Raw genomic sequence first — 22,936 nt, forward strand, 5'->3', positions numbered from 1 at the left:
ACAGCGAACTGCTAGGCCCCGATGCGGGGTACAGCTCGCACCGGCATCGACTTGACCCCCGCCACGAAGTTGGATGCCAGGTGCAGGACTTCGCCGACTGGCTCGAATCGTTCGATGCGCGCGAAGATCCGCTCGAAGAGCATGCGCAGCGAGATTCGCGCCAGTGCGCCCCCGACGCAGTAGTGCGGCCCGAAGCCGAAGGCTATGTGCCGGTTGGGCTTGCGCTCGATGTCGAACACGTAGGGGTCGGCGAAGACGTCTTCGTCCCGGTTGGCGGATCCCAGCCACGCGACCAGTGCCGAGCCCTCGCGGATCGTGTGCCCGCAGAGTTCGACATCCTGGGTGGCGTAGCGCATGAAGTGGCTGGCGGGCGAGGACCAACGCAGCCCTTCTTCGACGCACCCTGGCACAAGGGAAGAGTCCGCGGCGGCTTTGCGGTAGGCGGCCGGGTGGTCCATCAGCGCCTGCACCAGACCGGTGATGGTGTGTGGTGTGGTCACGTTGGCGCCCAGGATCAGGCTGTAACAGTTATAGACGATTGTCTCGTGGTCGAGTGGGCTACCGTTGATCCGCATGCTCATCAACTGACCGATCAGATCGTCCGTGGGCGTACCGCAGCGAGCGAACACGTGACGTGAGAAGTACTCGAACAGTTCGTGGTGCACGGTGAGCAGCGTGAGCGGAGCGGATCCCTCCTGGAAGTCCGCGTCGTGCGGTGCGATCGCCATCGTTGTCAGCTTCGCCAGCCGCGGCCAGTCCTCCTCCGGCAGGCCCATGAAGGTGCCGATGAAGTCCATCGGGAAGTCCATCGCTGCCGTGGCGAGGTCCGTGATCTCCCCGGTCAGCAAGGGGTCCAGGAGCCGGTCGATGGGCTTAAGCAGTACCTCGCGCCGGGCCTCCAACGCCCGGACCGACAGCACACGACCCAGCGACTCCCGCAGCGCTGTGTGGCGCGGCGGGTCGGTCGCAGCCATCATCTTGCCGCCCGCAGGGTCATCGGCGCCGAGCGCGGTGAGCAGCGTTCCCCTCTCGGACGTGAACAACGCGTGGTCGCGCAGGACTCGGCAGACATCCGCGTGCCGCACGACCGACCAGAAGCGTCGGCCGTCCTGCATTTCCTGCCGATGAACGGGCGCCTTAGCCCGCAACAAGCGCCAGACCGCGTGCGGATGCCCGTCGCTGTAGAGTCGCGCATCCCACAGGTCGACACGGTCCAGGTCCACCGGCTGGCCCGGATCGTCCGGCGACATCCTCATAGAGTCCGCTCCTCGATCAGTGCCGCAAGGCCCGCCACGGTCGGTCTCATGTAGAAGTCCCGCGGCGTGAGCATCACCCCGAACTCGGCGGCAATGTCGGCGGTCATCCGCATACTGAGCAGGGAATAGCCGCCCAGGACGATGAAGTCGTCGTCGATCCCGATCCGGTCGATCCCCAGCAGGTCGGACCACATCGCAACGATCTGCTCCTCCAGGGAAGAGCTCGGAGGAATGTAGTCGGTGAATAGATCCGGGCGCTCACGGCAGACGAGCCCGGCCAGCTCGGCGCGATCGACCTTGCCGTTGATCGTCAGCGGAAGGTCGTCGACAACCCGATAGGACGTAGGCCGCGCGTAGTCCGGCAACACTGCAGTGGCCTGCTTGCGCAGTCCCAGTACGGAGACCACCTGACCCCTGTGCGGTGTGACGAACGCGATCAGCCGTTGCGTCCCCTGCGGGGTCGGCTGGACAACCACCGTCGCGGCGCGCACACCCGGCTGAGCCGCGAGGGCGCTTTCCACCTCACCCGGCTCCACCCGGAATCCGTTGATCTTGACCTGCCGGTCGATCCGCCCCAGGAACTCGTGCACACCATCCTGGCGGACGCGCACACGATCACCGGTCCGGTACATCCTTCCGCCGGGCGGCGAGCTCCATGGATCGCAGACGAACCGGGCCGCAGTCAGCCCCGGCGCGCCTGCATAACCGCGGGCCAGACCCGACCCCACCGCGTAGAGCTCGCCCTCCGCGGCCGGCCTGAGCTGTTCGTCCAGCACCCGTATGTCGGTGCCTGTGATCGGCCGTCCGATGGGCAGCGGCCCCGGCTCCCCCGGGACCACCTCGTGGCAGCAGGTGAAGGTGGTGTTCTCCGTCGGGCCATACCCGTTGACTAGCCGTAGGTCCTGGACCCGCGCCAGGACCTCCGCGGCGTGCTGGGGGGAGACCACGTCGCCACCGACGACCAGCCGCCGCACCCCCACCAACTGATCGACGTGCGCATCGACCATCAACTGAAAGAGCCCGGAGGGCATCCACAGTGTCGTGATCTTCTGTTCTCCGATAAATCGTCCGAGTTCAGCCGGTGACGGCTCACCCGGAGGATGCACCACGAGTTCGGCGCCACCGAGCAAGGCGGGCCAGATCTCGAATGTGGACGCATCGAATGCCACGGGAGCGAACTGAAGATAGCGGTCGTGAGGGTCGAGCGGGGCGCAGGCCGGGTCGAGTGCCAGCCGCAGCACCGCCTCGTGGGGCACCGATACCCCGCGGGGGGTACCGGTGGACCCCGAAGTGAACGCGACATAAGCGAGATTGCCGCCCGCCATCCCCGCGTCCTGTCCGGCATGCGGATCCAGTTCGGCGGCCTCATACCCGTGCAGCACGGTGCCGCTCTCGTCCACGAGACGATGCACACCGACGGACCGCAGCGCCGTGGTGCGCCAGCCGTCCGGCTGCCGCGGGTCTACGGGGACGTAGGCGGCACCGGACTTCAGGACACCCAGCAGTGTCACCACAAGCTCGACCGAGCGCCGGGCCACAACGCCCACCTTGGACTCCCGGCCCGTGCCGAGTGCCCGCAACCGGTCCACGACACGGTTCGCCCGCGCGTCCAGCTCCGCGTACGTGAGGACACAGCCGTCCCCGCGCACGGCCACCTTGTCGGGAGTCGCAGCGACCCGCTCGGCCAGCACCTCGTGCACTGTGTTCATCGGGCCACGTCCCGCTGCATGTCCTGGGCCAGCTCCGTCATCAGCGCCAGGGGCGCCTCGAGGAACGTGTGGTGAGAGCCGCGCAGGGTGATGAACCGGGTGTCGGAAGAATACTGGCGCCAGCCGCCCATTAGCTGCGGCCGCACTTCCTCGTCCCGGTCCCATCCGATCACGGTGACACCGCCCGGCAGCCGCAGCGGTTCAGGGATCCGGTACGCCTTGTGCGCGGCGATGTCAGCCCGCATGACCGAAAGCCCTAGATCGAGTAGGTCCGGAACCGGTTCCCCGCCCATGGACCGGGTCAACCTGGCGAGCTCGGCGGTCAGTTCATCTTCGCCCATGGCAAGGAACCGGCCGTACGGCGGCTCGTGCGGCGCCACCTGCGAGGACACGAAGAGCCGTCGCGGCACGGGCAGGCCGGCACCGAAGAGCCGGGTGGCCACCGCGAAACCAGCGAGTGCGGAACTGCAGTGCCCGAAGAACGCGAACGGTCGGTCCAAATAGGGCTCGAGCTCGGGAATCACTTGTTCGGCGAGGGCGTCAAAGGTGCCGTAGTGCGGTTCCGCCAGTCGGTTTTCCCGGCCCGGCAACTGAATCGGGCACACTTCCGCACTCCCGGCCCACTCCGGCCAGCGCGCGTACATGGAGGCTCCGACCCCGGAGTATGGAAAGCAGAAGATGCGGCACGTCGCGGCGTCGCTGGGACGGCGAAGTAGCCACTGCCCACGTACACGGTTGGCATACAACGATGACACGGCCCCCGTCACTCCTCCTCAAGACGTCGGCCAGGGTCGGCAACCCTGCACCGCGGCACTCTCATCCGGCTCGGTGTGGATCATGCCAACCACCTCTTCCGTTCCGCTTTCATTTCCCTTTCAGTTGGCTTGCCTCCGCTCTGCCGGACCGGAAGGCCGGGATCTCAGCGCTCGTCACCGCGAAGCCGGTGCCATGAGGGCATGCCGTGTGGCGATCCGGGTCCGGTCAGCCCTGACCGGGCAAAGCGCCTCCCATGCAGATCACATGCTCCCTCGGAGACGGCTGCGCACCGGTAAATTCATGTCCCCCCGCTCCCCGTGGTCCCACAATGCCGACGTCCACGAGCGCCGCTCGATGCTCCTGAATGCGCCGTAGGCGCTGCGCCGCTTCCCGTTCGGTGTCCGATGCCTCCGCCTCCGCCACTTCCCTGGAATAGGCAGCCACCAGACCGGGCATCCGAAACGTCAACGGATCCCTGTCGACCACCCTGAGCAAGCGGCTGTCCACCAGCCGTTCCAGCGGGTCAGCCCTGTCAGGCACCGGGCGGTCAAGCACCGCAGTCATCGACGCAGCGGAGAAGACCTCGACATCGGACAGTCCGATCATCCGGAAGAGGCGTCTCTCATCCTCGGGCAGGCGACGATAGGCAGGAGCGAAGCAAGAACGGACGCTGAGTGAGTCGCGGGTGAGTTCGTCCAGAAGCCAGCGCCGGTGGGACAGGCGGGAGGCGAGATCACCGAGGGTCCAGTGCGGCTTGGCGGCAAGCCTTGCCCCAGCGATGCGCAGCGCGAACGGCAGGTAACAGCAGAGGCGAGCCACTTCGCGAGCCGCAACCACTTCTTGGTCCACCCGCGCGGCACCCACGACGCGCTGGAGCAGCACCAAGGACTGGTGCTGGCTCATGTCGTCGAGCTCGATGCGGGAGGTGCAAGACAGACCGGTGAGCCGTGCCCTGCTGGTAACGATTACGCCGCTCTCCGGGTTGCCCGGGAGGAGGTGCTGCAACTGTGCCTCGTCGGCGGCATCGTCGAGCACCAATAGAACGCGCCGGCCCTTTAGGCCATCACGGAAGCAGGCAGCCTTCGCCGCGAGGCCCGTGGGCAACTGCGACGGAGAAGGGTTCGTCGCGCTCAGCATCTGGGCGAGTGCCGCCTCGGGCTCCGTGGGGTACTCGGCGCTGCCGCCCAGATCAACGTAGAGCTGTCCGTCCGGGAATGAGGAACGCAGCTGATGTGCGAGGTGGACAGCGACTGTCGTCTTTCCTGCCCCACCCTGGCCCGTGATCACCGCGAGGGTCATGGTGGCCTGATCACTGGCTGTGAAGGCGTGAGCAACGACCTTGGAAGCCTCACCCGGTACAAAATCAGGAGTGTCGGCGGGAAGCTGGGACGGGGACGCCCATCCAGACCGCGTCACGGTGATCGACGACCACGCGTTCGCCGGGCCGCTGCCCTGCGCGTCGTCCAATAGGGACCGATGCAGGTTCCGCAGGTCGGGGGTTGGCTCAGCACCGAGCTCGTCGGCAAGTTTCGAACGCAGCTTGGCGTAGACCGCAAGAGCCTCGGCCGAGCGGTTGGACCGGTGGAGGGCGGTCATCAGGTAGCCGTGGAACGTCTCACGGAGCGGGTACCTCTCAACGAGGGGCTTGAGTCTGCTCACCACCTGCGTGTGCGCTCCCATAGCCAGCATTACATCGGTCTGCTGTTCCAGACCGACCAACCGCAGCTCGGTCAGCCTGTCGGCTTCGGCGGCCACGCAGTCGCCCCCTGTGATGTCTGTGAACGCCTCCCCTTCCCAAAGCGACAGGGCGCCATCGAGCAGGTCGGCCGCCTTGTCGAGGTGCCCTCTGGCGCGCTCCCGTATGCCTGCCTCCAGTAGAGCTTCGAAACGATCGGCGTCTATGTCATCAGGCACCAGACGGTATGCACCAGGTTCGGTCGAAATCACCGCCTCGACGGTGCCCGGGTCAGACATGGACCGGAAGAGCGACCTGAGACGCGAGACCCGCACGTGAACCGCGTTGACCCGATTAACCGGCATGCGGGCGGGCCATGCCGACTCGGCGAGGTGGTCGATCGACACCACGCGTCCCGCGTGGGCAAGCAGTTCCGCCAAGAACGCTCTGTCTCTGCGTCCGGTGGGCATTGTCTCTGTTCCCTGCCCATTCGACACTCTCAACGATCCGAGTACGTAGAACCTCATAACTTGATCGTTGCACGACAGTCAGATCACACAGCCCGCAATCCTCTGAACAACTGAAGCACGGCACGGGTGCCGACAGCAAAAACGACGGACGAAAGTCCGTTCTGGTAAGCACCCGTTGGCTACTTCGCAGGCGAGGTCTATCCAGCAGGCGATGGTCGAAGCGGAGGTTCCATTGCGAGCAGGCACCCCCGCCAGCGGTCGGCTTAGGTTGGCATGATGCCAGGAGGCGCAAATGCGCCAATAGCCGCTGGATACCTGGAGTTTGAACCACAGTTGTGTTGTAGTTGGCACACTGCGGCAAAATTGATGCCGGGAGTAAATGCGGTTGATTGCACCCTATTGGCGTCTATTACATAGTCTTCTCGCGCTGACGCCCGGACGGTCTCACGCCCCAGGCTGACAGGTGAGCGCCGACCAGCATGCACTCCTCCGGATCAGGGGTATTTCTTGTGCCTCCGATTATTCAACCCGCAGCTATTGTATCGTGCGATGACGTCACGTCGCCGCGAGTAGCGCTGGCTCTATACCCTGCGGTGAACGCACCACCAGTCTAAAGTCTGGGTCGACGTCGGTTACCAGAACAGCACCTTCAACCATGGCGCCCCGCTGGGCATCGATGTCGAGGTCGTGCAGCGGCCAGGTGCGAAGGGGTTCCAGCCACTTCCGAAGCGGTGGGTGATCGAGCGAACCCTCGGTTGGCTGGCGACGCCCGGATGTGCCGCAGCCAACTCGTCGAGCAGAAGCTTGCCGCCGGTGGGGTCGTGCACATTCGCGGCGGTGACAAGGAATGCCAGGATCAGACCGAACCTGTCGGTCATCAAGTGTCGCTTTCCTCCTTTGATCTTCTTACCGGCATCGATTCCTTGGCTGCTCTCGGCGACGTTTGTCGAGGTCTTGACGCACTGCGCGTCCACCACAACCGCGGTGGGCTCCGCATTGCGGCCGTAGGGCCCGCCGGGCCCTTTCGCGTAACAGGTTGTGGACCTGCCGGATGGTCCCGTCGGTTTCCCACTTCACGTAGTAGTCGTAGACCGTTTCACTACGGGAAGGCCGTCGCCCCTGCCTGGGACCGCCTGCACCCGCTGCTGGTCCGGCGCTCGCCGGCACCGTCATCCGCCTTCAGGGCGACCACCTCCGTGGAGACCGCAACCCCAAGCCCATCTGGCTGTGATGGTCAGCAACCCCGCGACTGCCGGGGATGTGGATCGGCTCTGGCAGGCGTTCCTGCGCAGATTCAATCTTGAGCACCCCTTCAGGATGTCAAGCAGACGTTGGGGTGGACCGCTGCCAAGCTCCGCGAGCGTGCCGCCGCCGATCGCTGGACCTGGCTCCTCATCGCCGCCCACACTCAACTCCGGCTTGCCCGGCCCCTCGCAGAAGATCTTCGCAAGCCCTGGGAGCGGCCCGCACGCCAAGGGCGCCTCACACCCGCGCGTGTCCGTCGAGGATTTCGCCGCCTCCACGGGACAACTCCTCAGCTGGCCAGTGCACCGAAACCCAGCATTGCAGGCCCAGCCCGAGCATCGGCGCCGTGAACCGGCACCGTGCACGCGAGCACCCCGTCGGGAAACGGGACAAACCAAGCCTCCCAGCAACCATCACGGGCACCAGACCTGTATAAACGCCAAGCTAAGTGCCGGAGTTCATGGAGGCCGTCCGGATTGCCTATTGTCTCACCACCGGCCTGCTGCTGAGCCTTCTCACACTGCCCGAGACGCTTGTAGCGCTCACCATGCATGAGTGAATCGCACACGCCTGAGCCGATCCGATAGCAGCGGCGATACGTCAGTGCCCTGAGCAGGGCGGAGATCGTCGCTGGGTCCACCAGCCGTCGGCGGCAGATCAGTTGGACGCGCGCGTGACCGGCTTTGCCTCCACCGCCCAGTCCGTGTCGTTCATCAAGCTTGTCCTTACGGCAACCAGAAGTGTGCCGCAGAAGCCAACAGAGATCGGGCGTGGTCGCCTACAACAGACTGCGCAGCCGATAGCGGCACGGTCAACTACACCCAGGAGCTGGCTGCGTGCAGGCAGCCCTCGCCGGCCAGCGGTGACCCTCAGACATTGCGGCGGTACTGGCCACCGACCTCGAAGAAGGCATCCGTGATCTGCTGGAGCGTGCAGACCCGGGCTGCGTCCATGAGGACGGCGAAGACGTTGCCGCCCTCCATGGCCGCGTACTTGAGAGCAGCCAGGGCAGCATGAGCCGATTCTTCGTGGGTTGCCTGGTAGGTACGGACGCGTTCCAGCTGGGACTGCTTCTCCTGTTCGGTGGCGCGCGCCAGCTCGATAACGGCCTGTTCGGCGGTGTCGGTGTGGGGGCTGCGGAAGGTGTTGACTCCGATGAGGGGCAGGGTGCCGTCGTGCTTGCGCTGCTCGTAGAGCATGGACTCGTCCTGGATGCGACCACGCTGGTAGCCGGTCTCCATGGCGCCGAGTACACCGCCACGCTCGCTGATCCGTTCAAACTCCTGGAGGACCGCTTCCTCGACCATGTCGGTGAGTTCATCGATGATGAACGCGCCCTGTAGTGGGTTCTCATTCATCGACAGGCCCCACTCCCGGTTGATGATCAGTTGAATGGCCAGGGCCCTGCGAACGGAGTCTTCGGTGGGAGTGGTGACTGCCTCGTCGAAAGCGTTGGTGTGCAGGCTGTTGCAGTTGTCGTAGATGGCTATGAGGGCCTGCAGGGTGGTGCGGATGTCGTTGAAGTCCATTTCCTGGGCGTGCAGGGAGCGTCCGGAGGTCTGGACGTGGTACTTCAGCTTCTGGGAGCGGTCGTTGGCGCCGTATTTCTCCTTCATCGCGACGGCCCAGATCCGGCGGGCGACCCGGCCGAGGACGGAGTACTCGGGGTCCATGCCGTTGGAGAAGAAGTACGACAGGTTGGGGGCGAAGTCGTCGATGGACATGCCTCGTGCCAGATACGCCTCAACGTAGGTGAAGCCGTTGGCCAAGGTGAAAGCGAGTTGGCTGATGGGGTTGGCCCCGGCTTCGGCGATGTGGTAGCCGGAGATCGACACCGAGTAGAAGTTGCGCACCTTGTGGGCGATGAACCATTCCTGGATGTCAGCCATCATCCGCAGGGAGAATTCCGTGGAGAACAGACAGGTGTTCTGGCCCTGGTCCTCCTTGAGGATGTCGGCCTGCACCGTCCCTCGGACGTTGGCCAGCGCCTGCGTTCGCAGCTCGGCGGCCTCCTCAGGTGAGGGTTCGCGCCCCTCAGCAGCGCGGAACCTCTCGATTCGCTGGTCGATTGCGGTGTTGAGGAAGAACGCCAGGATGGTCGGCGCGGGCCCGTTGATCGTCATCGAAACCGAGGTCGTGGGCGCGACGAGGTCGAAGCCGTCGTAGAGCGCTTTCATGTCGTCCAAGGTCGCCACCGAGACCCCAGAGGTGCCGACCTTGCCGTAAATGTCAGGGCGTTCGTCCGGGTCACGGCCGTAGAGGGTCACCGAGTCGAAGGCGGTGGACAGCCGGGTGGCTGGCTGTCCTTCGGAGAGCAGCTTGAAGCGCCGGTTGGTGCGGAACGGGTCGCCTTCGCCGGCGAACATCCGCGCGGGGTCCTCGTTGTCGCGCTTGAAGGGGAACACTCCGGCAGTGAAGGGGAAGTAGCCGGGCAGGTTCTCCCGGCGCCAGAATCGCACCATTTCCCCGTGATCGGTGTACTGGGGCAGGGCGACGCGGGGGATTCTGTTCCCCGACAGGGACTCGCGGGTGAGCTTGGTGCGGATCTCTCTGTCCCGGATCTTTACGACCTGCTCGTCGCCGGAGTAAGAGGCGACGATGGCAGGCCAGTTCTCGATCTGTTCCGTGACCTGCTGCGGGAGTTGCTTGCGGGCAGACACGAGCAGCGACTCCACGTTGCCGGCGTCGGAGCCGGCCTTGATGAGCTCGCCTTGGACGGTCTCCAGGTGTTGCACGCGCCGGGCGGCCTCGGCAATGTGCCCTGTCTCGACGTGGTAGGTGCGGATGGCGTGGGCAATCTCGGCGAGATAGGCCACCCGGTCCGTGGGAACCACCTGCCGTATGCCCGAGGAGTGGCGAACGTCGACCGGCTGCAGCATGCTCTCGGCCAGCGGCAGCCCGTGCGTGACCAGAGTGTTCTTCAGGTGCTGGTAGAGCGCTGTGACGCCGTCGTCGTTGAAGGTGGCCGCCGACGTGCCCCACACCGGCATGTCCTCGGGCTGCTTCCCGAACGCCTCACGACTGCGGATCAGTTGGCGGCGCACGTCTCGCAAGGCGTCCTTGGAACCGCGCCGTTCGAACTTGTTGATTGCAACGACATCGGCAAAGTCGAGCATGTCGATCTTCTCGAGCTGCGAGGCTGCGCCGAACTCCGATGTCATCACATACATCGAGGTGTCGACGAACGGCACAATCGCAGCGTCGCCCTGACCTATACCCGGGGTCTCCACGATCACCAGGTCGAAGCCGGCCGCCTTCACTACATCGATCACATCGGACAGATGCTCGGGCAACTCTCGGCTGCCGCGGGTGGCCAGGCTGCGAAAGAAGACACGGTGTCCATCAAGCGAGTTCATCCGGATCCGGTCACCGAGGAGTGCACCACCGCCGCGGCGACGGGTCGGATCCACTGCGATCACGGCGATCCGTAGTTTGTCTTGCTGATCGACGCGGAATCGACGCACCAGCTCATCCGTCAGTGACGACTTGCCCGAACCACCGGTACCAGTGATGCCGAGGACCGGGGCGGCACGCCTCGTGGCTGCGGCCCGTATCCGTTCCATGAATGCCGGCGACACCTTGCCCAGTTCGGCACCGGTGATGGCGCGGGAGATCGCGAACCGGTCACCGGTGAGCACAGCGTCGGCATCGGCCGGCCTGGTACCCCACAGGTCAAAGTCACAGCTCTTCACCACTGAGTTGACCATCCCCGCCAGGCCCATCCGCTGGCCGTCTTCCGGGGAGAAGATTGTTACCCCGCTGTCCCGGAGCCGGGTGATCTCTTGAGGCACGATGACGCCGCCCCCGCCGCCCACCACACGGACGTGTTCAGCCCCGTGCCGATGAAGTGAGTCCACCAAGTACTCGAAGTACTCCACGTGCCCGCCCTGGTACGACGACACCGCCACACCGTGAGCATCTTCTTCCAGCACCGCATCCACGACCTCGCGCACCGACCGGTTGTGACCGAGGTGAATCACCTCAGCACCCTGCGACTGGAAGATTCGCCGCATGATGTTGATCGACGCGTCGTGTCCGTCGAACAAGGCAGAGGCGGTGACCAGGCGGACTGGGTGGACAGGACGGTGCAGATCGCTCATGAGGGCCTTCCCGGCCAGGCAGGGGTAACGCTGACTCCAGAAATACTAGGACGTCCTAGTAATTTGCTGGAGGTGGGCAGCCATGATGTGAGGAGCGGCACACGCGGCGTGCGCGTTCCTCAGGCGAGGGCCACGCGTGCAGCAAGTCCCAGGAGAACCGCACCGCCGAAGCGGTTGAGCCATCGGCCGACTGCCGGCCACTGCTGCAACCGCCGTCCACACTGCCCTGCCGTCACACCAATGACGGCATCGACAAGAAACCCAATCCCGGCAAACGTCATGCCCAAGATCAGCAACTGGCTGCTGGCACCGCCCGCCTCTGTGTTGACGAACTGAGGCAAGAAGGCCAGGTAGAAGAGCACGATCTTGGGGTTGAGGAGGTTCACGAACACAGCGCGCCGAAAGACACCGGAGAGAGACGTCTTCTCCGCATCCTCCGCGAGCGTCATGCGACCCGAGCTCCGGAACGTGTGCCAGGCCAGGTAGACCAGATAGCCGGCGCCTGCGATGCGGAGGGCCTGGAAGAGCAGAGGGAAGGATGTGATGAGGGCAGCGGTGCCGACTGCGACGAGAGCGGTGTGGCAAGCCATCCCGACGGCCATGCCGAGGGCGGCGAGCAGTCCAGCTCGCGGTCCCAGTCTGATGCCCTGGGACAGCACGTACAGCATGTCCGGACCTGGAGTGATGCAGATGACCGACACTGCCGCCACGAAGGACGCATACGTCACCGGGTCGAGCCCCATAGGGGACCTCCTCGCAATCCGTCCCTATATGGGCCACGCACCACGTGCGCCCCGACAACGCCTCGGCCAGGTCAAGTCCGCGCGGAAGCGGCCACAACGCCCGTCGTCACATATACCGCAGGTGCACGCCGTCGGAGTTCCTCGGCCAACCGCACGGCGTGAACACGCCATCCAGAAGCAGATGTGCGGCCGGCGCTCACACCGGCCGTTCGCGAGCACCAGCTCGACAGCCCCTCGAAAAGCCTGCAGTTCGAGACGTCAGCCGAACTGGCGTATCGGTCGCGGCGCGCATCCCCTGTTACCTGGCATTGATCCGCCGACTGGAATGGCGTTCCGACGGAGCTGCTTGAGCCTTGATGCTTGCACCCGAGCGCTGGACCGCCGCGTCGAAGGCAGGGCAGCGATCCAGACCGCCCATCCGTCGGAAACCGCTCATTGTCAGACCCGTCCGCCACGCTTGATCAATGCGAACACTCTTCAGCGGCGCAGTGAATGTGGCCTATGGACAGATTTATGTCTGCAGCGGTTACGGCCCCACCCTCGAAGATGCCTTCGCCGGCCAGCGCGCAGGGCTGTGCGGCGGGTCGGTGAGGGGCGACCTCCTTCTGCTGACCGGAATGCACACCGGCTCCGTCCCGTTCACCGTCGAGCAGTAAGAGACGGAGCCACCGCTGCACGCCGACGTCTGGGAGGACATCGTCGAGGTGTCATTCCGGCCCGCTTCAACCGAGATCGACCTCGTCGAGTGGGAGACCGGCCGGTATCCGCTCCCGCTCTCCCAGATCTCGTACCGGGTCCGATACCACTGCCGGGGTATGGACGCAGCGAGGGGCGCTTCACGCGACGTGGGTGAGACCGTGCTGGATGAGTATCTGCTGCGATTCTGGCCAAGCCCGCCGGCCCCGGACCGCGTGGTCAAGGAGACCAGTCAAGTCGCCGCCCATTGGCACGAGTTCGCGCGCGAGCAGCCCGCAGGCCCCACCGCCGAACAGCGAGCCAAAGCCGAGCGCCAGGCCCGCGAGGAGGAGCGCACCAGACTTCAACAGGAGATGGACGCGTGGGGCGGGCGCCTGCCCAGCAACCGCCTCCGGGATGTCCGGGACAAGCTCCGGAGCGTTCAGGGCTACCCGAATGGCCTTGTGGGCCTTGATGCCGCACTCGTGCACGCGATCGACGCCGCAGGTCCCCAGGAACAGCGCGCACTCGCCCGCTGGGCAGCTCATCGCGCCTGTACGACGGCAGGACTCAGCGAAATCGACTGGGTGGCGCGTGGCCTGGTGGAGCTCGACCGGGGTGAGCGCTACTCGCCGCCGCTGGACGACCCACGACGGCTGCGGGTGCCGTATTCGCCGACGAACGCGTCCCACGGTCCCACGACGGAACCCCCGGCTTGCCCCAGGCCGCCGCCTTCGCCGCTCTCTTCGATGCTGACTCCGCCGACCCCCTCAACGCGGCGCTGGACGCCCTCCTCGCTACGGCGGTCACCCACGGCGATGACTGACGGCGCCTCTTCGCCGAAATCCGCTGCACCTTCCCGGCGACGGCCGTCGCGCCAGGGACAGAGACGAGCGACTGCCAGTAGCGCCACCACCTGTTGCCCTTCCGTATCGCACCCGAGCACAGCCCTGCGGCACAGAGCGTGGAAAACCCGTGATCACGTCGACGCGACTCTGTTCTGCCAACTCGTCCCCCCTGCGCACGTCTGGGGACGCCGGGTGAGAAGGGCGCCGCCTCCGATCCCTGGTTGGACACGAAAAAGCCGTCCTCCCGTGGATCAGGAGGACGGCTCTACTACAAGGCGCGGCCAGATTGCCGCGTGCGCGGCTCCGGGCAGCGGACCACGATCCTCATCCGTGCTGTTGTGCCGCGATTTCGCGGGCAATTGAGCCGGTCAGAGACCAACTTCTATGGAGCGGCCGCCCGCTGGGCGCGCATCGTCCCATTCACTCTCCAGACTGCACCTGCAGATCCACCATATGAACCTGCAAACCCGGCGACCGCCCCCTCAGTGATCGCCCTGAGGTACGTCGTTCCATTCTTGTGCTCTTCGTCGGAAGCCATGTGCTGGAGTCCGCCCACTAGAGCCCCCGCCCCTGCGGCACAAGCCATTCCCACAGCCGGGGTGAAGCCACTGCACGCAAATGACCCGGCCATTCCGGCAAGACCAGCCCAGCCTCCGGAGATATCGATCAATCCGTAGTCGTCTTCGCGGGCCTTTTTGTAGCCTTCGGTTTTCTTGGCCTGTGTTCGGCATTCAGCCAAATCGATGTTCTTGCTGATGCAGCCAGAGAAGATCAGGATCGATTGCTGGAGGCGCTCATCAGCGCCGTCGTACCAGGTGTCAAATTCCTTCTGGGTGAGGTCGTGCGTGCCTTCGTAGCCGAGGTCTTCCCGCGCGAACAAGTACTCCCGAGTGGTAATCCGGTTGGACAGATCCTTGGCATCGATTTTCTTGACAACCCCGAATCCGTCATCGCGGACTATGGAAGTATTCTTCCCGCCGGCGCTGTAGCACCTGTAGTGCGTGCAGAACGCTTGGTTCTTGGTCCGGTAGGGAGACTTCTTCGTCTTCTTTTTGCGGGGGCCGCCGTACCAGATCTCGGCATCGAAGACGAGGCCTGTAGGGTCACTGAAGTTGACGGGATTGTTCCTGGAGTATCCGTAAAGGCTGAGGTTCTGCGGATCGCTCGGCGTCTTGACAGGGTCCGGGCTGATGAATCGGCCGAGGGCGGGGTCATACGCACGAGCGTCCAGGAACGACAAACCGGTGGAGTCGTCCTCCGGCTTGCCAAGGAACCCGCGATCCGTGGCACCCGGAAGGTTATTCGTGGTGCCGCGCTGCTCGCCGAAGGGATTCGTTCGACGGCGTGTGACGGTACCGCCCACGACCCCGATGGCCAGTTGCGTCGAGGCCTGGCCATCCGAAAGGAGCCATGTCAGCTTGCCGTTGGTGCTGTCGTCAGCCACACGCACGGCGATGCTGGTGCTCCCAGCGGTGTAGTAGCGGGTGGCCTTGGCCGGCCCGGTTCCGTATGCGTGCAGTTCCTGCCCGGGGAGATAGAGGACCCTCTCATCAGGGGCGTTGCGCAGCAGAACCTTACCGTCGATGTCGTAGACGTATGACGTGGTTTCGTTGCCGGCGGCCTTCGCCTGGGTGATCTTGGCGACGCGATCTTGCGCGTTCCAGTCAATTGAGGAAACGACTCCTCCGACGCTGCGGTCCTTCATCCTTCCGGCGTTGTCGTAGGAGTAGGTGTCTCTGCCTCCGCTCGACTTGATGACGCTTGACACGGCATGCGGGCGGGACTGATTCGGTGTGTAAGTGGACTCGTCAGCGCTGTAGCCAGGGTACTTGTAGTCCTTGGTCACGGCGGGAGACGCCTCGGACGTCTTGTTCACAACCGATTGGATGTTGCCCATGCGGTCGTAGGACCAGGCCGTCTGATAGGGATCGGGACCGCTGAAGTCGGAGGACGGCGTTACTGTGCAGGAAGTCGAAGCGGTGGTCCACCCTCCAGTCAGCCGTTGCAGGTCGTCATAGGTGAAGCACTGCTGCTGGTCGGCAGTAGCTTCACGCAACGCCGTTATTGCACCCATGTCGTTGCGCGTGTAGGTGTCGTCCTGGACGCTGGCAGGAGTGCCATCGGTCAGTTTGGTGGTACTGACGTTCTTTAGCCATCCGCTACCGTTGCTGTCGTCGTATGTGAACACGCGTGTCGCGCTGGTATCGGTGCCCACGTCGCCCACTGAGCGGGATTTGATGCGCCCCATGTCGTCGTAGCTCGCAGCGGACATGTATGTGGTGATACCGCTGGCCACCTTGGTGATCCTGCCGTCATCCCAGGTGGTGGTGACGGTTTCTGCTGGGAGGTTGCCAGTCTCCGGGTATTGAACCTTGGTGAGCTGGTCGGCCAGGTTGTAGGTGTACTTCGTGCTGTATGAGCCAGTCAGGCGTGACCCGTCGTCCGGCACCGTTGTCGTGCTGGCGGTAGCGTGACCGCGAGTGTCGTAGCCATCGACCCTTGTTGTGTATGCATGACCACCGGTGTACGTGGTGGCGCTGTCGAGGCTGCCCTTTCCGCCGGGAGCGGAGTCGTAGGTCTTCTTGGTGACCAGCGTGGCACCCTGATGGGTGGTGGTGGGGCGATCAAGGGCGTCGTAGGCGTGGGTCAGTAGCGTGCCTTCGCCATCGGTTGTCGTTGAAATATTGCCGTTGCCGTCATAGGTGTTGGTGCTCGTTCCGGCGTCAGGATCCTCGCTGGTGACTTCCTCGCCAACCCAGTTGTATGTGTAGCGGCTGGTGTTGCCGTTGGAGTCGTGGAGGTGCTCCAGTTGGCCCGTAGCTGTGTAGCCGTATGTGGTGGTGTATTGGGCTGCGCCGAGGTTCTCCACTCTCTTGCTCACCCGGCCGTAAACGTCGGTGACGGTTTTGGTGGGGCTGCCCTCCGCGGGGAAGACCGTGGTCTCGTCGGCGCCCTGGTACTGAGTCGTAGTCTTTCCGGCAGTTTGCGGCGCGCCCTTGACCATGGTTTGGGAGTCGATGATGCGTCCGGCCCAGTCCGCCTGCGTAGCGGTGTAAGAGGGAATGTTCTCGACGGTCGGGTTGACCAGCCCGGAGCCTGAGGGTTCGCTGTTGTAGAACCGGGCCGAGGTGCCGGAGACGTTGCCGGTGTCGTCGTAGTGGGTCACGGTGACGGTTCGACCGGTCCCGGACGGTGCTTTGACCTGTACTTCGCGTTGCCGGCCTAGACCGTCATGGTACGTGTAGCTTTCCTGGTAGGTCGTCCCGGTCTGCAGCGCCTGTGACTTGATCCGGATGGGGGCGCCCGTGGCTACACGGGGCACGCCGTTCGTCGACGTCGCCACCGGTGTGGTGTAGGCGAAAGTCATCGATGCTGTGCCGTCCGGGTAGTTATCGGCCTCCGTAGGCTTGAACACCTTTGTCAGCCTGCCGACGGCGTCATAGACGGTCTGGGTGACATTGCCGTTCGGGTCCACTGTCTTCCACGGGTGGCCCCAGAATCGGGAGCGGTACGTGGTGGTGGTCAGCGGTGCGCCCGGGCCACTGCCATCGGGGTCCGGGGTGATGACCTTTGTACCGTTGATTGGCCATGAGGTGGCCGGAGTGTATTCGGTGGTGGTCAGATTGCCCTTGCCGTCCCAGGACTTGATCAGCCGGCCAGCGGCATCAAAATGTGCCTTCTTCGTGCGGTGCTCCGTTTCGGCTGTGTAGGCGCGGACCTCGGTGGGGTTGCCGTCCACCAGCTTGGCGTTGTTCTCGGTGAAGGACGCGGCCCCGTCGTAGAAGGTAGTGGTGCGCTTGTCCATGTTCTTGAACGGTTCTTCCGCCGCCTCGTCAGCAGCGACCTGAGTACAAGAGACGTCGTAGTGGCGCACGTCGTCCTCATAGACCATCCACCGCTTGGTGTCGGTGGAGTCATCGGACAGGTCTTCGGTGTTGTAGGCGCGGCCGAACTCGGTGCACTGGTTGTCCGAGATCCCAGCCTCTCCGTGGTCGTCGATGCGCATCGGCAGGCCGAAGTTGGTTGAGGCGTTTTCTCTGTCGTCGAATTCGGTTTGTACGACGTGTGTGCGCCACCCGGTGCCATCGGCAGAGTTAACCACCGCGTCCTTGGTGGTCAGCTTCGTTTCGCGCACCATTCTGGCATCAGGCAGGTTTTCGTACTGCGCGGTGTTGTGCCACCAGTACTCATGCCACTCCCGCTTTTGCGATTCGCCCTCGTGATTTCGCGTGGACGTTTCCAGCGTCATGCCCGCAAGCCAGGCGTGGTCCCGCCAGGCGGTTTCTTCAGAGTCGATGACGTCGACGGTGCGTTTGGCGGCGGGATCAGTTTTAGAAGTCCGGTCGCCGTCCAGGCCGCGGTACAGCCAGTGGTAAGTGGAGTTCCTGTTCTCGGCCTGGGCCGCGCCTGTGGTGACGACTACTTTGCCGTACCCCCGCCATTCCGACCAGGACTCATCTTCATCCTTGGTCAACGGATCTGCGGTGAACTTCCAGCCCGGCTCCCCGTCGTACTCGTAGTCGGTGATCATAGGTGGCGCATGTTCGTCGGCCCTTCCTGGGTCGACCCGGACCTGCTTGGTCACGAACTTCTTGAACCAACCGCTACGTTCGCCAGCGCCTTCAGGAGCCCACTTCTGCCAGAAGCACTCGTATAGATTGTCGGACTGAGAAGTCCCGCCAGTTGTTGGGCACTGCCGGTCGATGGTGCCTGCTTCGTCGGTGGCGTGCCCGTAGGTGGCGCTAACGGTGGCCCCGGTGTCGGTAAAGATCTTATTGACTCTGCGGAAGTACAGCTCACCTTCTCCGACCTTGTTGTCCTGCCATTGGCCGTTGAAGTTGATGGTGGGCTCGTCGATGTCGTCTCCGGCGTAGCCGCGACGCTGAATGTAGTCCAGCCACAGTTGTTCCCCGACCGATCCGGACGGGTTCATGAACTCGTACTTCATCTGGTACTGCCGCACCAGGTCCCAGCCAGACGTGTTGGTGTCCCGCACGTGGATGTTGATGTCCCACAGCACGTCGCGTTGGAAGAACGTTGGATAGTACGTCTTGCCTGCGCAGGTCTCGCCGTCATCCGGCCCGTCGCAGATGAGGTCGACCGGGACGTCTGGGTAGGAGCTCGGGCTGGCGTCAAAAGTCGGGCAGTTGGGAGCCGCGTTGTTGAGCGGATCATCCTCGCGCGTGCGCTCCACACAGCGGTTCACATGCTGAAAGTCGATCATTGCCGGGAGCTGAGCGCTGGGGATCTGGGAGGACCAGCCGTAGTCGATACGCGACAGGTAGGCGCCCGCATCGTACTTGCGTGGCTGGTCCACGGCCGTTGCTACCGACCGGTAGTGGTTGGTTTCCTTCTCGTAGAAGTAGGAGTTCTCCACTTCATTAGGGGTGACCACTCGGTCCAGGGACCAGCGCCAGGCCTGTTGACACGGATCGGGGAAGGAGGGTTTGCAGGGTTCGCCCGCGTTGTTGCCGATCACAGGCACGGTCAGCACTGAGTTGGTCAGCTCCCGCTCGTTGCCCAGGTTCAGGCGCTCGGTACGACCCCAGCCGAAGTAGTACCGGGTACCGTCCTGCTTGGTCACCACCCAGTACTCACGGGTGTCATCGGAGCCGAAGCCGCCGTTGAGCTTCTGCACCCGCCAGCCGGGGTCGTCCTTGATCCGCCAGCTGCTTCCGTTACCCGTGTTGTCCTTGATCAGCAGCGATGTGACGCCGTCCATGGTGATCGTGTAGACCGCACCGTTCTCGTCGGTGTCGGAGTTGGGTGAGTCCCAGCACAAATCACCGATGGTCGGATGCCCGTCCTTGGTGCAGTTCTTGTATCTGCGCTCGATTGCACCGACGTTCAGATCCCAGCCCATGCCGACCCAGGACGCCTGGTTGTTACTGGCCGAGGTTCGGCCATCGACGCTCTGCGAGTTGTATGTCAGAGCCAGCTCGGGGGCTACGCCCATCGGCGGCTTCGGCACCTCGATCGGAACAGAGTAGGTGAAGGCGCCGGAGCCGAGGGACACGTCCCACGTGCCCGAGGGGTTAGTCGGTGACTCACGGTAGTCGCCCTTGTCGGAGGAGGACCCCGAGACCAGCGCGTAGACCGCAGGCCGGGTCACCATGGGGATGGCAGCTGGCCGTGGGGCTGCTTCGAGCACTGCCGTCAGCTGTCCCTGGCCAGGGTCGTTGCGCTGGCCCTCGACCGTCTGTCCGCGGACGCATTTGGGGTTCTTCGGTGTCGTCATCGCACAGGCCGGCAGTTTCACCAGTCTCACGCGTGAAGCAAACGCTCCGCCGTAGGCGCGTGCGAAGCCGGAGTAGTCGAGGGTCGCCTCTACCGGACCTGCGAGCTCCCCGTCATCGGCGCGCCAAACGCGCACTCCCAAGCCCATCCCGCCGAACGGCTTGATCTGCTTGCGATCCAGTACTTCCACAGTCGCGTGTGAGGGAACCGAGCCCAAGAGACCGGCCTCTGCACCGGACTTCGCGGGTGTCTTGGCCGCTCGCACCGTGACTACGGTCCTGTCCCCGCTACTGTCAGCCACCGCGCGCGCCTTGGCACCCGCCGCAGGAACAGCGACCGTGCCGCGTCCATGCTTCGGCCACATCACCTCGGGCGCTTTCGTCATCCCCGACTCGACCGGCTGTTGTGTGGCTTTACCAAGTTGGCTCGCTGGCACGCTCGGGGCCTCAGCGCCTTGTAGTGCCCCCGCCTCCGGGGCGAAGGCCACGACAGACATCAGACCGGCAAGCAAGGACTTGGCTGTGGCGGTCGCCACGGCACGACGTCTCAGCACACTGATTCACCCGCTCACATGGGCTGGTGATGCCGCGCAGGGCAGGCACCAGCCTAGAAGGGAACTTGCGTTGCGCGCACCCTAGCCTCCCCCTGACACCACCAGATGAGTGCGCGAGGTCGAGGTACCAAATACGCCAGTGCCTGTTTCAGCAGGTCAACTGGTAGAGCACGCACATATGTTGACTCGCGGCGGCTGTTCGTGCGCCCTGTCGGTCTGACAGGATCCGCCACATCACACTGACGCATTACACGCACCACCACTGCCACGAGGGCGGTGTGTTGCAGGTCGTCGTTCATCCAAGGAGGACTGCATGGCTCAGGCATCGTGGATCAGAGGAGGCAGCGCGACGGTCGCGTTGTCGGCGCTACTGCTCACCCATGGCTTGCACAGCGCCGCAGATGCAGGCGCGAGCACCGGCCCAGCTGTCTTGGCTACGGAGCAATCGAGAGCGATCTTCAACGACCCGCTCGGCACCCCAGAGGAAGCCCAGGCCATACGCACACAGTTGATGAGGTACATCTCCTCAAGTCCAACCGGATCCTCCATCAAGGTGGCGCTCTATCACTTCTGGGATGCGGAGATAGCCCAGGCGCTGGCCGACGCGCACACTCAGCGCGGTGTGTACGTTCAGCTCATCCTGGACGAGAGCACCGTCAGCGACCGCCCCTCTGATGCCAGCTACGGAATCCTGCGTAACGCCCTGGGGACCGATCCGTCCCACACTTCATTCGTCGACCTGTGCCCAGTCGGCAAGTCCTGCCTCGGGCGGCCCGATTTCGGGAAGTCCATCAATCACAACAAATTCTGGTTGTTCTCCCAAGTAGACGGTGCGAACCACGTCGTGGTGCAGACCTCCTCCAACCTCTCGCCCTCGTCCTACAGTGCCTTCTGGAACGACGCTTATGTGCTGACGTACAACAGCGGTATTTACGGCGCTTATTCAAACCACTTCAACAAGCTCGTCGGGAAGGACTGGGGCGCCTGGTCCTACACAAGTATCGCATTCAGCCCCTACAAGGCCTACTTCTTCCCATACTATCCCGGGACGGGAAACTCCAAGGACACCATCTGGAACACCTTGGACAAAGTAACCTGCAAATACACGGCGGTCGACGGCTCGTCGAAGCAAACCAAGATCCGAGTCGGCATGTTCAAGTTCACTCGTCAGGGCGTCGCCGACAAACTAATCGAGCTGAAACGAGCCGGGTGCAGCGTTGAGCTCATCTATTCCGAGACCGATAGTGCCGCGAGCTCCAGCGATGGCGTAACGCCGGGGACGTGGGAAACTCTTCATTCCACCGCAGGCTTCGCCCCCCGCTGCTATAACGACGACCACGACGGCAACCCCAATACCAGTCGACGCGTTATGCATTCGAAGTACCTGCTCATTGATGGCATGTACGACGGAGCACTGCAGAAAATCGTCTGGACGGGGAGCCATAACTACAGTGGACCGGCCCTACGAGAGAACGACGAAGCCCTGATGAAGATCGACATATCCGCAGTCCACGACACTTACGTCGGTCAGTTCAACAGAGTCAAGGCCGCGGCCTATCCGGGCACAAGCGACAACACTCCGTCGTGCAAGGGAGTAGTAACGCAGCCTGAATAGTCCTGATTCCAGAGGATACGGGTTGGCGAAACATACACACGGAACCGTCTCGGGTCGTACGGGGCGGCGCTCCGCGATCGCGGTGGACCGAGGTGTCTGCACCAACCTCGACTTTCGTGGTAGACGGCCACCAGCGGTTCCCGCTCGGTCGGCGGCAGCCGCCCCGGCCGACCCGACCCACATTCTTCGCCGCAACCAGAGAGACCCTATGCACCGCAATGACCCCGACCCTGCCTACGACGTACTTGTTGGCTTGCTGAGCACATGGCAGCAGGCTTTCGACGATCACCGTAGCGAGGATATCGCCGCATTGTTCACAGAGGACGCGCTGTTTCAGGGCTACAGCCCCAACCTGCGCATCAGCCCCGCAGAAATCATCGGCTACTACAATGACGTCCCCGCTGGCGCAAAAGCCGAAGTGCGCGTCCTCTGCTGCAACCAGATAGACGCAAGCATCGTCGCCGGATTCGCGGACGTGACCTTCACCTCCCCCACGGGCGTTACCTCTGCCGCACGTCTCTCCCTCACTGCACAATTCATCGCGGGCGCCTGGCGGATTCGTCAATATCACGCAGCACCGGCTCCTAGCTAACGCGCACGTGCGATCCATCCGGCCGTCTCGCCTCGTGCAGCCAGGTCACAGTCCTGCCAGAGCCACGGTCACGGCGTAAATGCGCCACCCTGTCCTCTTTGCCCCATGGTCCCGATCTGCTCTTATGTGCCGAGAAGGTTGTACCTGGCTGAGCGGCGGGCGCAGGCCTTCTGCCTGGCGCGGTTCTCGCGGAAGCAGCCGCGCCGCTACAGGTTGGTCCCGAGTGTGGTCGGCAGCCTCGGGACCAACCTCTGGCTGAGCTTCCGCACCGGGCCCGGTTGCGGCGCCACTCACTCCTGCTTCGGGACGGGGAAGCCTCGGCACAGCCCGGTCCCCCATAGACCCTGCAGGGATACACAGGAGAACTGGCGTGAGCTTGAGGATCGTTGTCACCGTGAAGTACGTGCCCGACGCCACTGGCGACCGGCACTTCGCCGATGACCTGACCGTCGACCGGGACGA

Annotated in this window: 11 protein-coding genes and 4 pseudogenes; 6 read left to right on the plus strand and 9 right to left on the minus strand. The window is 63.9% G+C overall.

Annotated features, from left to right (window positions below):
• Positions 1–11 precede the first annotated feature (11 nt).
• From ACZ7L5_RS43585 to ACZ7L5_RS43600, 4 genes are all read right to left on the minus strand, one after another.
• On the minus strand, positions 12–1,256 hold the full coding sequence (locus ACZ7L5_RS43585) for a cytochrome P450 (RefSeq protein WP_471524498.1): 1,245 nt from the start codon (positions 1,254–1,256) through the stop codon (positions 12–14).
• Positions 1,253–2,965 carry an amino acid adenylation domain-containing protein gene (locus tag ACZ7L5_RS43590; protein WP_471524500.1) on the minus strand — a complete coding sequence of 571 codons (1,713 nt, stop codon included), beginning with the start codon at positions 2,963–2,965 and terminating at the stop codon, positions 1,253–1,255. Before ACZ7L5_RS43590 ends, ACZ7L5_RS43585 begins: the two co-directional genes overlap by 4 nt.
• Complete coding sequence (locus ACZ7L5_RS43595; protein ID WP_471524502.1) at positions 2,962–3,732, minus strand: thioesterase II family protein; 771 nt, start codon at positions 3,730–3,732, stop codon at positions 2,962–2,964. The genes ACZ7L5_RS43590 and ACZ7L5_RS43595 overlap by 4 nt, the downstream gene beginning before the upstream one ends.
• A 214-nt stretch (positions 3,733–3,946) precedes the next feature.
• The gene (locus tag ACZ7L5_RS43600; RefSeq protein ID WP_471524504.1) at positions 3,947–5,836 is read right to left on the minus strand and encodes an AfsR/SARP family transcriptional regulator; all 1,890 of its coding nucleotides are present in this window, start codon (positions 5,834–5,836) and stop codon (positions 3,947–3,949) included.
• 690 nt (positions 5,837–6,526) lie between these two features.
• On the opposite strand from ACZ7L5_RS43600, the pseudogene ACZ7L5_RS43605 reads away from it, so the two are divergent.
• Positions 6,527–6,628 (plus strand): annotated as a pseudogene (locus ACZ7L5_RS43605) (IS5 family transposase); the annotation flags it as partial.
• A gap of 26 nt (positions 6,629–6,654) precedes the next feature.
• On the opposite strand, the pseudogene ACZ7L5_RS43610 reads toward ACZ7L5_RS43605, so the two are convergent.
• Positions 6,655–6,846 (minus strand): annotated as a pseudogene (locus ACZ7L5_RS43610) (transposase); the annotation flags it as partial.
• A gap of 120 nt (positions 6,847–6,966) precedes the next feature.
• On the opposite strand from ACZ7L5_RS43610, the pseudogene ACZ7L5_RS43615 reads away from it, so the two are divergent.
• A pseudogene (locus ACZ7L5_RS43615) lies at positions 6,967–7,446 on the plus strand (NF041680 family putative transposase); the annotation flags it as partial.
• Positions 7,447–7,980: 534 nt separating this feature from the next.
• Here the strand turns inward: ACZ7L5_RS43615 and icmF are convergent.
• Together icmF and ACZ7L5_RS43625 are read right to left on the minus strand one after the other, a co-directional pair.
• On the minus strand, positions 7,981–11,211 hold the full coding sequence (icmF, locus tag ACZ7L5_RS43620; RefSeq protein WP_471524505.1) for a fused isobutyryl-CoA mutase/GTPase IcmF: 3,231 nt from the start codon (positions 11,209–11,211) through the stop codon (positions 7,981–7,983).
• A gap of 119 nt (positions 11,212–11,330) precedes the next feature.
• Positions 11,331–11,954 (minus strand): LysE family translocator, encoded by a 624-nt coding sequence (locus tag ACZ7L5_RS43625; RefSeq protein ID WP_471524508.1) that lies wholly within the window; start codon positions 11,952–11,954, stop codon positions 11,331–11,333.
• A 464-nt stretch (positions 11,955–12,418) separates the two neighbouring features.
• Here ACZ7L5_RS43625 and ACZ7L5_RS43630 point away from each other — a divergent pair, with 464 nt between their 5' ends.
• Positions 12,419–12,610 carry a hypothetical protein gene (locus ACZ7L5_RS43630; protein ID WP_471524510.1) on the plus strand — a complete coding sequence of 64 codons (192 nt, stop codon included), beginning with the start codon at positions 12,419–12,421 and terminating at the stop codon, positions 12,608–12,610.
• A 180-nt stretch (positions 12,611–12,790) separates the two neighbouring features.
• Here ACZ7L5_RS43630 and ACZ7L5_RS43635 read toward each other — a convergent pair whose 3' ends face one another.
• Together ACZ7L5_RS43635 and ACZ7L5_RS43640 are read right to left on the minus strand one after the other, a co-directional pair.
• Complete coding sequence (locus ACZ7L5_RS43635) at positions 12,791–13,177, minus strand: hypothetical protein (protein WP_471524512.1); 387 nt, start codon at positions 13,175–13,177, stop codon at positions 12,791–12,793.
• A 682-nt stretch (positions 13,178–13,859) separates the two neighbouring features.
• A complete protein-coding gene (locus tag ACZ7L5_RS43640) occupies positions 13,860–20,249 on the minus strand; it encodes an RHS repeat-associated core domain-containing protein (protein WP_471524514.1) in 6,390 nt (2,129 codons plus the stop codon).
• Between the two features lie 331 nt (positions 20,250–20,580).
• Between ACZ7L5_RS43640 and ACZ7L5_RS43645 the strand changes: the two genes are divergently transcribed.
• The 3 genes and pseudogenes from ACZ7L5_RS43645 to ACZ7L5_RS43655 all read left to right on the plus strand — a co-directional run.
• A complete protein-coding gene (locus ACZ7L5_RS43645) occupies positions 20,581–21,882 on the plus strand; it encodes a phospholipase D-like domain-containing protein (RefSeq protein WP_471524516.1) in 1,302 nt (433 codons plus the stop codon).
• A gap of 208 nt (positions 21,883–22,090) precedes the next feature.
• Positions 22,091–22,474 carry a Cif family virulence factor gene (locus tag ACZ7L5_RS43650; RefSeq protein ID WP_471524518.1) on the plus strand — a complete coding sequence of 128 codons (384 nt, stop codon included), beginning with the start codon at positions 22,091–22,093 and terminating at the stop codon, positions 22,472–22,474.
• 370 nt (positions 22,475–22,844) lie between these two features.
• Positions 22,845–22,936 (plus strand): annotated as a pseudogene (locus ACZ7L5_RS43655) (electron transfer flavoprotein subunit beta); the annotation flags it as partial.

The organism is Streptomyces sp. NPDC107528 (genome assembly GCF_055639295.1).

Excerpts from the sequence above, each read along its gene's own strand:
- ACZ7L5_RS43630 (WP_471524510.1), top strand. The coding sequence starts at position 12,419 with ATGCGAACACTCTTCAGCGGCGCAGTGAATGTGGCCTATGGACAGATT.
- ACZ7L5_RS43625 (WP_471524508.1), bottom strand. The coding sequence starts at position 11,954 with ATGGGGCTCGACCCGGTGACGTATGCGTCCTTCGTGGCGGCAGTGTCG.
- ACZ7L5_RS43585 (WP_471524498.1), bottom strand. The coding sequence starts at position 1,256 with ATGAGGATGTCGCCGGACGATCCGGGCCAGCCGGTGGACCTGGACCGT.
- ACZ7L5_RS43645 (WP_471524516.1), top strand. The coding sequence starts at position 20,581 with ATGGCTCAGGCATCGTGGATCAGAGGAGGCAGCGCGACGGTCGCGTTG.
- icmF (WP_471524505.1), bottom strand. The coding sequence starts at position 11,211 with ATGAGCGATCTGCACCGTCCTGTCCACCCAGTCCGCCTGGTCACCGCC.
- ACZ7L5_RS43650 (WP_471524518.1), top strand. The coding sequence starts at position 22,091 with ATGCACCGCAATGACCCCGACCCTGCCTACGACGTACTTGTTGGCTTG.
- ACZ7L5_RS43635 (WP_471524512.1), bottom strand. The coding sequence starts at position 13,177 with ATGAGCTGCCCAGCGGGCGAGTGCGCGCTGTTCCTGGGGACCTGCGGC.
- ACZ7L5_RS43590 (WP_471524500.1), bottom strand. The coding sequence starts at position 2,965 with ATGAACACAGTGCACGAGGTGCTGGCCGAGCGGGTCGCTGCGACTCCC.